This window comes from Bacillus cereus group sp. MYBK5-2 (genome assembly GCF_051915685.1).
Classification (GTDB): domain Bacteria; phylum Bacillota; class Bacilli; order Bacillales; family Bacillaceae_G; genus Bacillus_A; species Bacillus_A cereus.
The window spans coordinates 211,105-225,961 of sequence record NZ_JBQAFE010000002.1 but is presented as its reverse complement, the minus strand read 5'-3'; the positions used below and the strand labels follow the sequence as shown (position 1 = coordinate 225,961).

The following is a 14,857-nucleotide window of genomic DNA, read 5'->3' as shown; positions in this document are numbered from 1 at the left end:
TTACCTTTAATTTTTTGACACGATTTCACATAATTCTTAAACTGATTTTTTTGCGTGCATTATGAAAAAAAATGCACCGTGTCAGTCTTTAAAAGATTATATATCATAACTTTAAGAGAGGCAGGAAAATTATGAAGATGAAAAGAAAAATCTACTGGTTAAATGCTAGCCAATAGATTTTTCTTTTTTATCTAAGGATTCTTTTAAAAGAACAACAATTTTACTACAGTAATCAAGAACAGGTTTCTAAATTAAGTTACTGGAGAATATATAACTCTGGCGCAATATCCCTACCAGCTTTCATTCCAATAATAACTCCATGATATAACGTCAAAGATGAAATCCCTCAACTTAGGTATTTGACTTTTTAAATTTATACAAATGTCTTAGCTCTATGTACTGTGATATATAGGTCCACATCAATATGTTATTGCATCATATACTGAACAGATAATTTAAATTACTTTTATAAAGGATGATGAGGATGAACCTAGAAGATATACAAAAATCCTATGGCGTAATTGTAAGTTTAGGAGGATTGTGTCAAGTCACCAACCAAATCAAAAGACACAATTTAAGAACATTTTCTGGACCTTTAGATTGGTTTTATTATCCATCACTTTCAGATGTAAACAGATTACTTCAAAATCGATTTAAAAAATTCATGAAGTTGGAAAATATGGTTATAGAAGGTTCAGAAAGTTACGGTCTTATTGAATCAGAATTTGATAATCAAATTAAATGGGCAGAACGAATTACCTACTGTATAAAGGACACTTATTATAATTGTTTTTCAATGCATGATTTTCCTATTAATTCCGAAAAGGATTTGAAATCAACCTATCCTTCTTTTAAAGCTAAATTAGACACTAGAATTAATCGATTCCTTGAAAAAATAAATAGTAGTGAATCCATTTTATTCATTAGAATTTGGGGAAATCGAGATGAAGCGGTTGAATTACAAAACGTATTATCTAAAATTACAAATAAGGATTTTAATATTCTTATTGTTAATTTCAAGGAGGGTATATCTAATATTGTTGAACAAAATTGGGGAATATCGAGGGTTTGTTCAATTGAACTCCCACGTTATCAGGATAGATGGGAAGGTGATGATTCCGATTGGGATGTTATTTTAAACAAAATAACATTAACTTAATAATTTTCTTCTTACTTTTAACATGATTTGGCCCGTAAAATCAAATAGGTGTAGAAAAATAAAATTCCTGTCTAATTGATACACACTTAATTAACAAAACGTTCATATAATAATTCGTAAGTCCTTCTTTATTGAATAAATAGTTCTTTACAAAATTAGTTCCATCACTAGAGCACCTTTATGCGGTGCTCTTTTTTGAATTTATAAAATGTAAAAATAGTTGTTCCATTTTCCTTTAAATGGCTAATTCCCTTTGTTATTCTTCTATTGATTTCTGTATAATCATTTATGCGATCAGCATATTCTGCTTATGTAGTGCATTCACGACTACTTACTTCCATACTTTATCTTATATTTTGTCTTCTTGGATATTTCATTATAAGCTTCTTCAATTCCCTTGATTTCCTTCCCCTTCTTTTATCTTAAGAACAAGCAATTTCTTTCATTAATATTAAATAAACTAAAGCATAGATTTTAAAAGAACCTAATTTACATATAATTAATGATAAACTACAGTGTGTATTCTCCACGTTTAATCAGCATCTGAATTATAAATCTAACATATTTTTTTTAGTTGATTGTCATTATGGTACAACCGTGTATACATTTACCAAACAAACTACATAGTTTAAATTAGTAAAATATATAGAGAGGAAGGAAATAAATCTATGAAAGTCATAATTTTGTGTGGCGGAAAAGGGCTTCGGATGCAAGGAATTTTAGAGGACATTCCCAAACCATTAGTTCGAGTTCAAGGAAAGCCTCTCCTCTTGCATATAATGAATTGGTATAGAAAATATGGACATTCTGATTTCATTTTACCCTTAGGATATAAAGGTGAGAAAATTAAGGAATATTTTATGGACTTTAGCTGGAAAGAGAATGACTTTAGTTTGAATTTTAAAACCAGTCAATATACGCTACTTCAGAAATTAGAAAATTGGAATATACACTTTATAGATACAGGAATTGATACAATGACCGGGGCAAGACTAAAAAAACTTGAATCCTTTGTACAGGGTGAAACCTTTTTATTAACTTATGGTGACGGATTAGCCAATATAGATATTGATCAACTAATAGCATTCCATAAAGAAAAAGGAAAAATTGCTACATTAACTGGAATTAAAAAAAATAGTCAATACGGCCTATTGGCGGTCGAAGATGGAATTGCTATTGATTTTAAAGAAAAACCATTACTTGATGAAGTAATTAATGGCGGTTTTTTTGTATTTAACAAAGAAATATTCAATTATTTAAGTAATAATGATGATTGTGTTCTAGAAGAAGATCCTCTTCGAAATTTAATAAAAGACAATGAGCTCGCCGTCTATGAACACAATGACTTTTGGGCTAGTGTCGATACACCTAAAGATTTAAAAACTGTAAATGAAAGTTGGAATCCAAATAAATTTTAGTGGAGAGGACTGAATAAGCATTGAACTCTAATGATAAAAAAATAAGTTTACCTCGATTGTACATCCCCTCTAATGAGAAAATAGTTAACCCACTTTCAACAGGAATTAAAGCTTCAAATCTCTCCAAAAAAAATACTCAAAAAAGAATTAATCCCCAATTCTATAATCAACAACATGATCTAAATAATCATTTCTGCGTCATTGTAGGTAGTGAGTATGTCTTGAAAATTATTGCTTTACAGCAATCATTAATGCAGTACTCAGAAAAATTCACATTGTGGATTTGTTGTATAGATCCTTTTGCATATTCACTATTAAAAGAAATGAGTTTAATTAATGTAAACCTTTTACAAGTTGAAGAATTAGAAGATCGTGAACTAAAAGCAATTAAGAGAAAAAGAAAAGTAAATGAATATTGTTGGACTTTAAAATCTGTCTTGATAGAATATTTATTGGTCAATTATGATTTACCATCTATTCTATATTGTGATGGTGATTTATGCTTTTTCTCTGACCCTAATATTATTTTTGAGGAATGGGGTGACCATTCTATCTTCCTAACCCCCCAAAGAGATCGTGATTGGGTAGAAAAAATGTACGGAAAATATCAGGCTGGTCTAATTGGATTTAAGAATGATCTCTATGGACTAAAAAGTGTAAGATGGTGGAAAAATAAATGTATAGATTGGTGCAGTGCCGAGGCTGAAGAGGGGAAATTTGGAGACCAAAAGTATTTAGATTATATCCCTATATATTTTCCAAAAGTAAAAATTTCAAATAACTTAGGTATAAATGCTGCGCCTTGGAACTGTATATATAATAACGATTATAAAATTGACAAGACTAAAAATGATATATTTATTGAAAACGACAAACTAGTTGTTTACCATTTTGCATGTATTACTATCTTTACTGAAAATGATTTTGATCTTTGGTCTTTGGGAGAAATTTCAATACCCAATAATATATTAAACCATATTTACACTCCGTATTTAGAGAGAATTCAATTTGTTTTAAAGCAATTAAAGGATAAATTCAATAAAGATACTAAACAATTTTTAAGTAAAAAAGATATAAATAAAGCTCAAACTTTATATAAAGATTCACAATTAAGAAGAAAAATGAATCAATCCAATCATTTTATGAACTTTTCCATGATTATAAGTAAAGAACGATTAATTCAAGGATTGACCTCTTATTATTCCTTAGAAAATTTCAACGCTAAATTTACTGTATGGATCTGTTGTATGGATGATCTAACTTATCAAATATTAGAGAAATTAAAATTAAAGCACGCCATACTAATTCCGGTAAAAGAAATTGAAAATCATGAACTCCTCAGTATAAAAAATGATAGAATTTTACAAGAGTATTGTTGGACATTAAAAGCGCCCCTATGTCTACATGTCCTTAGTCTTTATCCGGAAGTTGATCACATTATATATTGTGATGCTGATATGTATTTCTTTACAGCACCTAATATCATTCTTGATGAGTGGTGGAAATACTCTGTATTCCTTTGCCCTCAAAGAAGCTCTACTGAAATTGAAAGCATACACGGTATATACCAAGCTGGTTTAGTAGGCTTCAAAAACGATCAAAATAGTAAAGAAATTTTAACATGGTGGAAAGATAAATGCCTAGAATATTGTAATAATCATTATGATGTTGAAATGGATAGATGGGGTGATCAAAAATATTTAAATCACATTCCTAACATCTTTTCTAATATAAAAATCATGACTCATAGAGGTATTGATGCAGCACCTTGGAATGTCATTTTAAATAGCAGTTCTATATCCAAAACAGATAATAAAGTTTTTATTGATCAAGATGAATTAATAGCTTTTCATTTTGGAAGTATGCAAATTATTAATCCAAATGAGTTCGATTTATGGAAACACGAAACTTTAGAATTACCTCCAGCAGTTTTAGATTATATATACATTCCTTATATTGAACAATTGAATAAGACATGTCATACCCTTCATAATACTTTTCAAAAACCTTCCTCCTCTTTATTTGCTGATCAAATTGATACAACAACAATAAAAAATTATTTTAAATACCCCTCCCCTCATCACAATTAAGACTGATACTTTCCTTATTTAAAAATAAATCTATTTATTTCAGCAACTAAAAATACATCTTAATAAAGGATAGATTATCACTATGATTGCTTCATTTAAAAATAAAACTTTCCTTATTACTGGTGGATACGGTTTTATTGGTTCTCACTTGGCACGAAGACTTTTAAATTTACAAGCAAAAATTGTTCTTTTCATAAGAACACCATCAAACTCTTGGAGACTAAAGGATATTCTAAAATATATTGAAACCTATGAAATAGATATACGAGATAAAAAACAAGTACAAGATGCAATAAAGAAAATTAATCCCGATTATATCTTTCACCTGGCAGCCTATGGTGTAAATTCTGCCCATACAGATTACATCCATGCTATAGAAACAAATGTTATAGGGACTTGTAACATTATTCAAGCAGCAAAATTGGTGAATTGTAAAAAAATCATCAATTTTGGGAGTAGTTCTGAATACGGTAACAAGATGGAACCTATTCATGAAAATATGTTACTAACTCCTGTGGATATCTATGGAAGTACCAAAGCTGCTGCTACTATACTCGCCCATCAAATTGCTAGCGAAAACAATATTAATCTTATAACATTAAGACCTTTTGGCATATTCGGAGAAGGCGAAGAGCCGCATAAAATTTTTAGCTATATAATCTTGCGAGTATTACAAAACAAAGATGTAAATTTAACTTTATGTAATCAATTAAGAGATTATTGTTATATAGAAAATGTAATAGATGCCTGTATCCTAGCAGTAGAAAATACTACTGTACAAAATGAAATTTTTAATATTGGGAGCGGCACTATTCACCCCTTGAAACATTATGTAGAATTATTATTCAAACATTTGAAAACCAATTCCAGACCAAATTACGGTGCAATTTCCTCTAGAACAAATGAAAGATGGGTTCCTGAAGCGGATGTGCAAAAAATAAAAAACTCTCTTTCCTGGGAACCTAGAATTAATATTGAAGAAGGAATTATAAAAACTGTTAATTGGTATAAAAATAATAAACATTTATACCTAACCCCCTAAAAATAGGGTACTAAAGGAGGTGGACTAATTGTTAAACCAAAACTTTAATAATGCTTTTTACGGAAAAACAATTTTAATTACTGGACATACTGGTTTTAAAGGTTCTTGGTTATCCCTATGGTTGAATGAATTAGGTGCTACTGTAATCGGATATTCATTAGATCCTAAAAATAAGAATGATAACTTTAACATTACTAACCTTCAAAATAATATAATTGATATTCGTGGAGACATTAGAGATTTTAATAAATTAAATAAGGTTTTTACAGATTATAAACCTGAAATTGTATTCCATTTAGCTGCCCAACCTCTAGTTAATTATTCATATGAATATCCTAGAGAAACATACGAGGTAAACGTTGTAGGGACTATGAATGTACTAGAGGCAATTCGATTACATGAATCAGCTAAAATAGGAATTATGGTGACAAGTGACAAGTGCTATGAAAATAAAGAATGGCCTTGGGGTTATCGTGAAATTGACCCTATGGGCGGCCATGACATATATAGCTCAAGCAAAGGATGCTGCGAACTTTTAATTTCTTCCTATCGAAATTCTTACTTTTCAGAAGAAAACTTTTCTCAACACAAGAAAATAATTGCAAGCGTTCGAGCTGGTAATGTAATTGGTGGTGGTGATTGGTCAATAGATAGAATTATTCCTGATTGTATACGAGCATTAGAATCAAACAAAAACATTATTATTAGAAACCCTACTGCTATTAGACCCTGGCAACATGTACTAGAACCCTTAAGCGGGTATTTACTCCTTACAGAAAAAATTATAAATAATGGTATCCTTTATTCAGGAGCATGGAACTTCGGGCCATCCCTAAGCAATATTGTTTCAGTAGAAAAATTAGTGACCAGTTTACTAGATATTTGGGGCTGCGGGGATTGGACAGCAGAAAATATAGATCCAATAAATTTTCATGAAGCAAATTTACTAAACCTTGACATTAGCAAAGCAAAATTCAATCTTAATTGGCAGCCAAAATGGTCCCTACAACAGACTTTAGAAAATACAATAGAATGGTATAAACATTATAATTCTTACACCAGTTCTGAGATGAGAAATCTATGTATTAGCCAAATCAAACAATATTGCATGCTTTGAACTACTCCCACTTACCCATACTTGCTGTGAGTTCCTTATGGAGGGAGTCTTCTTGGTTAAAATAATAAAAGATACATTAATTTTTATAGTCTAAATTATAAACCTACTATACCTAAAATTATGTGATTGTCCATTAACAAAAATTTTATTTCTTCGGTTATTTCAAATCAACTATTGACATTATATTGAAGAATAAAGGAATCACGTATTTTTCTAGTGATTCCCTTGTTCTGAGAAAATAATGTCTTGCTTTAACGACAATACAGTATATGTGATTATTAATTTATTTGTTCTAGTTATGAAAAAATCTATTCCTGTCAAAAGAGCTTTCTTCAAAGAAAAACTTCCTTTTTTTCTACTTATCCTACTCGAAAAGTAAATAATGTTATTTTTCAGATAATTTCATCTACTATTTATAGAATTACACTGAGCTTTAACAAGTTTATGCTTATATATTGATTCTCTTATTTATTATCACCAATGTTGATGAATTTATGCATAGCTTATTCTATACACAAATAGCTTTTTGAATTATCTTTTCAGAATAAATAAAGGAGACTTTCTCTTTTATGCACTTTCCCCTTACCAGTCTTAAATTTCCCTTTAATCAACAATAAGAACAAATCTTCAATATAGTACATCTTCTTTGAACTACCCCCACTTTCACTTCGTTTAGAAGTGAGGGATTCCTAAGTAAAGAGTTCTATCGAACTCTAATTGATTAGGCTAACCCCGCAGTCCTTGCGGTTAGAAGCCTTATCGCTTCACTCTTTAGATTGATACTTGCGTTAATATCCCTATCATGGTGTGTACGACAAGAAGGACAGTCCCATTCACGTAGGTTTAGATTTTTAACGTCTTTATTTTGATATCCACAACAAGAACATAATTGGCTAGAAGCAAATGTTTTCGATACGACAATGACTTGTTTGCCATACCATTTTGCTTTGTATTCTAACATTGATCGAAATTGCAACCAAGATACCTCACTAATTGCTTTTGCTAACTTATGATTCTTTAACATATTCGATACTTGCAAATCCTCTATACCGATAACATCGTGGTTTTTGATGATTTCAGTTGAAATTTTGTCCAAGTAATCTTTTCTAGTATTTGATATGTATTCATGAATTCTAGCTACCTTTACTCGTTGTTTATTCCAGCGAGAAGATCCTTTCATTCTTCTAGAAAGAACACGCTGTGCTTTCGCCAACTTATCTTCTAATGATCGGAAAAATTTCGGATTTTCATAGTGTGTTCCATCTGACAAAATAGCGAAATCTTTTAGTCCTACATCTATTCCAATGTAAGAATGTGTTTTTGGAAGTTCTTGTACTTCTGTTTCAACTAATAGTGACACAAAATATCTACCAGAAGGGTTCTGTCTAACTGTAGCATTTACAATACGCCCCTCTACTTCGCGACTTTTGGCAAATCGAACAAGGCCTAGTTTCGGCAACTTTATTTTGTTCCCTACAACGGCAATGTTTTCATTTGTTTGTTTTGTGGTATAAGATTGTACGTTGTTCTTCTTAGATTTAAAGCGCGGTGCGCTGTTTTGTTTTTTGAAAAAGCGCGTATAAGCATCCGCAAGGTTGCGAACAGACGACTGAATCGCAATACTATCCACTTCTTTTAGCCAAACAAGCTCTTTCTTCATGGCAGGTAGTTTGGCAGAGCATATACCATAGGTCAAGCCTTTTCCTGTCTCTTTGTATGCGTGATCCCATAAGGATAAAAAATGATTGAATACAAAGCGAGAACACCCAATCGTTTTGTTGATTAGAATTGCTTGTGCTTGATTTGGATAGATACGAAACTTATAGGCTTTATTAATCATTATTTGATTCACCTCCATTTCGGTATATGACTATTATACACCAAACGTACATTCGATAGATAGTAGAGTAATACTTTCTATATGTCGAACAATTAAGATGGCTTCCTGCCATCTCTTGTTCGAGGCCAATTCATCTCCCACCTACTCACTGGACTGTGGCCCTTCACGCCCCTTGAGGAAGGAGTCTTCTTGGCTAAAATGATAAAATAAAATAAAACAAAACCATACGTAAGATAATTTTACTATTACAAATAATGACATAGTCTGTTTCACCTTTTACATTATCTAAAAAAGAACTTGTAGGAATTCTTACAAGTTCTTTTTTGTTTTCTTTATTGTCTTCTTATTTACATACGCAAGATTTATATATTTTATCGGATACATACTATATGTATCCGATAAAATAATTTAAAAATTAATATGTAATTGATCCGTTTTAAGAAAAGGAAATTTCATAAATCTTCAATCACAGTTTCTAAGTTCACCTGATAGAACGTATAAAGACTCATATCATCTTTTGATAATTTTTTGGATGTTTTATTCTAAGTATATTCGACACGAATTGATTGTTTTTTATGAATTTTCTTGAAAAATATTGTAATATCACTCCATTTTTTCTTCTATTTTGTTATGATGTTTATAATTAAATTGGATTAGGATTTTTTTAGAAAATGGGGGCGTATATTATGAGTGTTTCAGTAAAGGGAAATGAGCAATTAACCTCTCTATTGAACGACTGGTATCGAGCTATGCTATCTCAACAAGTTATAAAAGCTACTAATCTAAAAAAGAAAATTGATGAAAAAATTAATAAGTTAAGCATTGAGCCGGATCAAGAACATCAGGATCAAAATTTGTTACTATACTATTCACTACTCGAATTTCGTTACAAGGTCTTAACAGATAGCCTTGGTATTCAACAAAATAGTTTTGATACTATTAGCGATTATGATATGCCTACAGATCAATTTCTACAATTCTATTATCATTTTTTCAAATCCATTCATTCCACTTTTATATCTAATTATACTGAGGCAGAGGAACATTATAAACTAGCAGAAAAAATATTGGTAGCTATACCAGATGAAATTGAACATGCTGAATTTTACTATAGAATTGCTACTTTCTATCACCATACCTATAACAATCTCGCTTCTATCGAGTACGCAAATAAATCGAGAGCAATCTTTTCAAAGTACGAAGGTTATGAAGTAAAAACAGCCTTTTGTAATAGTTTGCTAGGTGGTTGCTGCATCTATTTAAAACAGTACGAACAAGCAGAAGAATATCTACATTGCGCAATTGATTTACTACAAAAAAATAGGGAAGAAGATTCCTTGTTATACGTAAAAAATACTATGGGGTGGCTGTATTCTGATCAAAGTATGTCTACTTTAGCTATTCGTCACCTTTCAGAAGTAACAGAGAAAATCCCTACACACTTCAAGGCCATCTTCCTACAAGCTAAGGAACATTATAAGTTAGGAGAACAATCAACGGCCAGCCAACTCATTGATAAGGGGCTACAGATTTGTAGAGAAATTCATAACGAAGAATACACACACCACTTCTCTATTTTAAAAAAATTAAACGAAAATATTCCATTGGAAGAATTAGAAAAAATCATTCAAGAAGGAATCTTATACTTTGAGGAAGAAGAATTATGGGAATATGTTGTCGAATACGCCGAATTATTTGCCACAAAATGTAGACAATTAGAGAACCACCAAAAAGTAAGTGACTATTTCCATATTTGTTATCAAGCAAGACAAAAATCAATCGCAAAAGGAGTGTTAAAATAATGAAAAAAATTAGCTTATTATTATCAGGCATTGCTTTTATTGGGGTATTAACGGTGGGAATTTTTCAGTTTTCTAAAACAGATCAGCTTGCTACTCATGGGCATTATCCTGCTCCTTCATATAGTGTTGGCGATTATGGTGGTGCACCACCACAAATTTAATGTAAATGTATTTAAAAACCCTCCAAATGGAGGGTTTTTAAATGGCTTATCTGCCTGTTCAATACGCATAGAGAGTACATATTATACTTATTTACTATGTTATAAGATTTTTCATTTCCACTCTGTAACAAGATTCTAGCATTCTCTCCTAAAATCTCAACTTAAATCTTAAATCCACCAATTAACTCTTGAAGTTCTTCCGCCATCTGTGCTAATTGTATTGCTGAAGAATTTATCTCTTCCATAGAAGCATGTTGTTCCTCAGATGAACCAGCTATCGTTTGCATACTTGAAGAATTTTCTTTTACAGCCATAGCTATTTGATCAATCGATGTATCAACTTTCATTGCATCAGTTGTCATTTTATTTGATAGTTCTACCATACCATGCACTTTTGATACAATATCATTTGCAGATTTTGAAATCTCATAAAAACTTTGTTTTGTATCATTCGCAACCTTAATTCCCGACTGTACTTCTACGCCTACTTCATTCATAGCTTTTACAGTCTCATGTACGTCTGCTTGTATTTCCTTAATTAAACTTCCAATTTCCATTGAAGATTCGGATGATTGCTCCGCCAACTTTCTAACTTCATCAGCAACAATTGCAAACCCTCTCCCCTGTTCCCCAGCTCTAGCTGCTTCAATCGCTGCATTTAATGCTAATAAATTTGTTTGTTCCGCAATATTTTGAATCGCTTCTAATATACTGCCAATTTGCTGTGATTTCTTATCTAATAATTTTATGACATTATCGGATTGAGAAACAGAGTGATGGATAGACTGCATTTGTGTTACAGTTTGTTCTACTAATTGTTCACCTTCATTGGCTTTTTGTTTAGTGTATATGGATGAAGCCGATACTTCAGAAGCATTCTCAGCTACGTATTGAATATTTCGTGTTACCTCACCAATTAATTCAGCTCCAGACTCAACTTCATTATTTTGAACCTCTGCACTGTTCGAGATTTCTTCCATCTCTTTTGTAATTTGTTCTGTCGCAACACTTGCTTGCTCTACACTAGCAGTTAGTTCCTCAGAAGACGCAGCTACATGTCCTGCAGATGTGTTAATTTGAGAAATAATATTACGTAACGACTCTGCCATTGTATTGAAACTACCACCTAATTGACCAAGTTCATCCTTTGAACGAATATCTATTTTCTCGGTTAAATCTCCTTGACTAATTCTTTGAGCTGAAATGACTAATTGTCTTAGTGGAGTAATTATAGATTTGAGTATGAATAGAATTACAATTCCACCTAACAATAATGAAGCACCTATTATAGTGAGCGTTTTATAAAAAATAGGATTGGTAGCTTCTTCAATTTCTTTCGTAGGCATTACGCCAGCTATTTTCCAACCTGTTTTTTTATTTGTCTTAAAGCTTATGTTTCGATCTTCACCATTGAGGCTATAAGTAATTACTCCATCTTCTGTCTTGTACAATTCATCCACTAAAGTTTTATCTAATTTCTCTCCAGGTTTTAGTGATGGATGAACAACTATAGTTTTATCTTGACTAACTATAGATACAAATCCTTGCTTCCCAATTTTTATCATTTTGGATGTTTTTACGATATCTTTAATATTCAAATCTACGCCAATGACACCACTTTTATCTGCATTCTGCTTTGCAATTGCAATTACCATATTTCCTGTAGACTTTGACTTATATGGAGATGAAACAATAATCTCTCCATCTGCTTTTACTGCATCCTTATACCAACTGCTTTCTAGCGGATTAAACCCTTCTGGTATTTTTCCAACAGGTGCATGAATAAATTGATTGTTACTGGATGCCGTATAAATCGTTTCTATCTCTGGATGTAACTGTATATATTGATCAAATTTATTCTGTACATTTTGCGATTGTTCAGGATTATAATCCCCTTGTGTGAGTACCTTTGCAAAATGAGTGATATCTGTATGCTTATTTTCTAATTCATCATCAACAATCTTATCTAAAATACTTATATTATCTTTTGCTGATTGTAGAATTGTTTCATTAAGATCTGTTTTTGCCTTATTATAAGATGATACTCCTACGATAAGGCTTGGTATAATTAATATTGCTATAAATGCCATAGACAACTTCGTTTTAAGCTTTATTTGCCCCAATCTTTCTTTTATATTAAACACTAGCTACTTCTCCTTTTCATTTTTACTACTTATATAGTTTATTTAAATTTTTCTCCTTTACTTTTCCACATTCATTTATGGTACCATTCGAAATGAAACCACAATTACATCCTATTATCCGCACTTTATAATTTAGAGATTTAATTTTCACAGACAGAGTTTTATCTGTCCTCCTTTCGAATATGTTATTTTTCTAGATTCAGCAATTATTAGACTACGAATTATTCCAAATAAACTTGATACAACATATGCTTCATTTAAAAAATAATTATTGGATTTGTTTGGATAAAAATCTAGTTTAGCGCTAATCCAATCGAATGAAATTCTTACCATAATACATTCACTAAACAAAGTAAATTTATTTCTTTTAATACTTATATTTAACTGCCTTTTAACCATTCTAACTGTATTATTTCATCGTTTTATCTATTTATTACAACCACTTTCGTTTTATTGAATCACTAAACTATAAATTCTAAATAGGAGAATAAAATAAATTAGAGAATTACATTGTAACATATATATATAAGTGGTTAATATTAAAATTTAAAACTTTACTATTTTTCATATGCAATATTACATGCGAAAAGCCATATTTTTTTTGTTATACTATGCATGTGGATTTTTCATCCAAAATCCACCCAAACGCATATTTATGTATATGCCACCCTAATTGATGAAAGTGAGAAGAATGTTTATCATTTTTCTCACTTTTTTATTTAGGCTCTGTTAATATTGATTATTGATAAAAAGTATTAAATAAGGGAAGACACCTTAGAGTTGGTGCTTCCCTTATTTGTTGATTATTCAAATCTAAAATAGGTATTTTCTAAACCTATTCTTTGCTTTAATGTTCTGCCCAAAGCATAATTATTTGGTAATTTTTTTCAATGACACAAATAATATAACCTACTTTTCCTGTTGTTAAATTAGTTAGTTATAAGTAGTTAGTGTTGTCGTAGATATAAGAAATAATATATCCATAGAAATTATTTTCTTTATCTTCTCTATTCATACCAACATTGTACAACCTAACTCTTGCTCCTACCCAAATTTCCTCATCATCATCATCAACATTACTTAAAGGCATCCATTTCGAGTTATCCAATATTTCACCCTTTTCTTAATTCATTCGTTTATACACGAATGTTGCTAGACACAAACTATCATAAGCATCCGTCATTTCATTGATTAGACGACCACCAACAGAGAAAAAAGACTCAACATAGCTTTTTACCCATTGAAACACTTGCTCTTTTAGTTATTTTTACATTTTGAATCTACGAAAATGAATTCCCTTATAAAAACTCTAACAGAGAATGTTCCCTCCAAATTTCACCTAGGGAATTATTTGTTTTCCAAAAAACCTACCAACATCTTTATCAACTCATTTTAGAATATTTAAACAATAATTCCATATACATTACCTGCATAAATTATTCATTTTCTTTTATATAAGACCTACCTTTTTACTTTTGGTAGATTATTAGACATTGGATTATTATACATAAACCCCCAAAACATGCGGTATTTTGTAGAATTTTGTCTATCAATATGTATGTACACCCTTTTGTAGTGGATATAGACTGTGAGGTGTAAGGAGATACCTTACAAAATAATAAAAAGGAGATTATAGAATGAGTAGATTAACAAAATTCTCAAAGTTAGTATTTGCAACTTTAATCGCGGGAAGTAGTCTAAGCACCTTTGTTTCGTCACACAGTGTACAAGCTGACACCTTAGATCCTAATTACCAAGACAATGTAAAATTCATACCACCTTCTAGTGCTAGGCCAAAATTGGAACAAAAAAACACTATTGTTCCAGAAGCAAAAGTTGTTAAAAACCATTATGTAAAGTACTCTAAAGCACATTTCCAAACTAAAGAAAGTATACCAAAAGGGATTTATTATTCTTCAGAAGGCTTTAAGGGCTATATACAAGCAAGTACCGTTTGGGATATGGGAGATCATTTCGCAACACTATATTCCGGAACCGTTATTCGATGTTAGACTTTTAATCCATTCTCCCCTAATGCTTAAAATGATTAATAACTCACTGCCAATACTTTAATATCTATTGTT

General features: G+C 31.0%; 11 protein-coding genes and 1 pseudogene. 8 read left to right on the top strand and 4 right to left on the bottom strand.

Features of this window, described 5'->3' with window-relative positions:
- The first annotated feature begins 484 nt into the window (after positions 1–484).
- From ACTFP3_RS09390 to rfbG, 5 genes are all read left to right on the top strand, one after another.
- A complete protein-coding gene (locus ACTFP3_RS09390; protein WP_001047153.1) occupies positions 485–1,159 on the top strand; it encodes a papain-like cysteine peptidase in 675 nt (224 codons plus the stop codon).
- Positions 1,160–1,827: 668 nt separating this feature from the next.
- Positions 1,828–2,577, top strand: a complete 750-nt coding sequence (locus ACTFP3_RS09385; RefSeq protein WP_000864434.1) for a sugar phosphate nucleotidyltransferase — start codon at positions 1,828–1,830, stop codon at positions 2,575–2,577.
- 20 nt (positions 2,578–2,597) lie between these two features.
- Positions 2,598–4,667 carry a glycosyl transferase gene (locus tag ACTFP3_RS09380; RefSeq protein WP_149214876.1) on the top strand — a complete coding sequence of 690 codons (2,070 nt, stop codon included), beginning with the start codon at positions 2,598–2,600 and terminating at the stop codon, positions 4,665–4,667.
- 82 nt (positions 4,668–4,749) lie between these two features.
- Positions 4,750–5,709: an NAD-dependent epimerase/dehydratase family protein gene (locus tag ACTFP3_RS09375; protein ID WP_000561952.1), complete on the top strand. Its 960-nt coding sequence runs from the start codon at positions 4,750–4,752 to the stop codon at positions 5,707–5,709.
- 28 nt (positions 5,710–5,737) lie between these two features.
- Positions 5,738–6,826 carry a CDP-glucose 4,6-dehydratase gene (rfbG, locus tag ACTFP3_RS09370; protein WP_071741073.1) on the top strand — a complete coding sequence of 363 codons (1,089 nt, stop codon included), beginning with the start codon at positions 5,738–5,740 and terminating at the stop codon, positions 6,824–6,826.
- 721 nt (positions 6,827–7,547) lie between these two features.
- Here the strand turns inward: rfbG and tnpB are convergent.
- Positions 7,548–8,666 (bottom strand): IS200/IS605 family element RNA-guided endonuclease TnpB, encoded by a 1,119-nt coding sequence (gene tnpB / locus ACTFP3_RS09365; protein WP_006922732.1) that lies wholly within the window; start codon positions 8,664–8,666, stop codon positions 7,548–7,550.
- A gap of 686 nt (positions 8,667–9,352) precedes the next feature.
- On the opposite strand from tnpB, the gene ACTFP3_RS09360 reads away from it, so the two are divergent.
- Both ACTFP3_RS09360 and ACTFP3_RS09355 read left to right on the top strand, forming a co-directional pair.
- Entirely contained in the window at positions 9,353–10,468 is a 1,116-nt protein-coding gene (locus ACTFP3_RS09360; protein WP_000116953.1) for a Rap family tetratricopeptide repeat protein, read from the top strand.
- Entirely contained in the window at positions 10,468–10,629 is a 162-nt protein-coding gene (locus tag ACTFP3_RS09355; RefSeq protein WP_000724107.1) for a hypothetical protein, read from the top strand. Before ACTFP3_RS09360 ends, ACTFP3_RS09355 begins: the two co-directional genes overlap by 1 nt.
- A gap of 161 nt (positions 10,630–10,790) precedes the next feature.
- On the opposite strand, the gene ACTFP3_RS09350 is transcribed toward ACTFP3_RS09355, so the two are convergent.
- The 3 genes and pseudogenes from ACTFP3_RS09350 to ACTFP3_RS09340 form a co-directional block, all read right to left on the bottom strand.
- Positions 10,791–12,773, bottom strand: coding sequence for a methyl-accepting chemotaxis protein (locus tag ACTFP3_RS09350; protein WP_140159054.1), 1,983 nt, complete (start codon positions 12,771–12,773; stop codon positions 10,791–10,793).
- Between the two features lie 803 nt (positions 12,774–13,576).
- Positions 13,577–13,863, bottom strand: a pseudogene (locus tag ACTFP3_RS09345) (hypothetical protein).
- Between the two features lie 33 nt (positions 13,864–13,896).
- The gene (locus tag ACTFP3_RS09340) at positions 13,897–14,022 is read right to left on the bottom strand and encodes a hypothetical protein (RefSeq protein ID WP_002026153.1); all 126 of its coding nucleotides are present in this window, start codon (positions 14,020–14,022) and stop codon (positions 13,897–13,899) included.
- A 388-nt stretch (positions 14,023–14,410) separates the two neighbouring features.
- On the opposite strand from ACTFP3_RS09340, the gene ACTFP3_RS09335 reads away from it, so the two are divergent.
- Positions 14,411–14,785, top strand: coding sequence for a hypothetical protein (locus ACTFP3_RS09335; RefSeq protein WP_440010168.1), 375 nt, complete (start codon positions 14,411–14,413; stop codon positions 14,783–14,785).
- The last annotated feature ends 72 nt before the right edge of the window (positions 14,786–14,857 follow it).

Coding starts and splice junctions, on each gene's coding strand:
- ACTFP3_RS09375 (WP_000561952.1), top strand. CDS start 4,750: ATGATTGCTTCATTTAAAAATAAAACTTTCCTTATTACTGGTGGATAC.
- ACTFP3_RS09335 (WP_440010168.1), top strand. CDS start 14,411: ATGAGTAGATTAACAAAATTCTCAAAGTTAGTATTTGCAACTTTAATC.
- ACTFP3_RS09385 (WP_000864434.1), top strand. CDS start 1,828: ATGAAAGTCATAATTTTGTGTGGCGGAAAAGGGCTTCGGATGCAAGGA.
- ACTFP3_RS09360 (WP_000116953.1), top strand. CDS start 9,353: ATGAGTGTTTCAGTAAAGGGAAATGAGCAATTAACCTCTCTATTGAAC.
- ACTFP3_RS09355 (WP_000724107.1), top strand. CDS start 10,468: ATGAAAAAAATTAGCTTATTATTATCAGGCATTGCTTTTATTGGGGTA.
- tnpB (WP_006922732.1), bottom strand. CDS start 8,666: ATGATTAATAAAGCCTATAAGTTTCGTATCTATCCAAATCAAGCACAA.
- ACTFP3_RS09390 (WP_001047153.1), top strand. CDS start 485: ATGAACCTAGAAGATATACAAAAATCCTATGGCGTAATTGTAAGTTTA.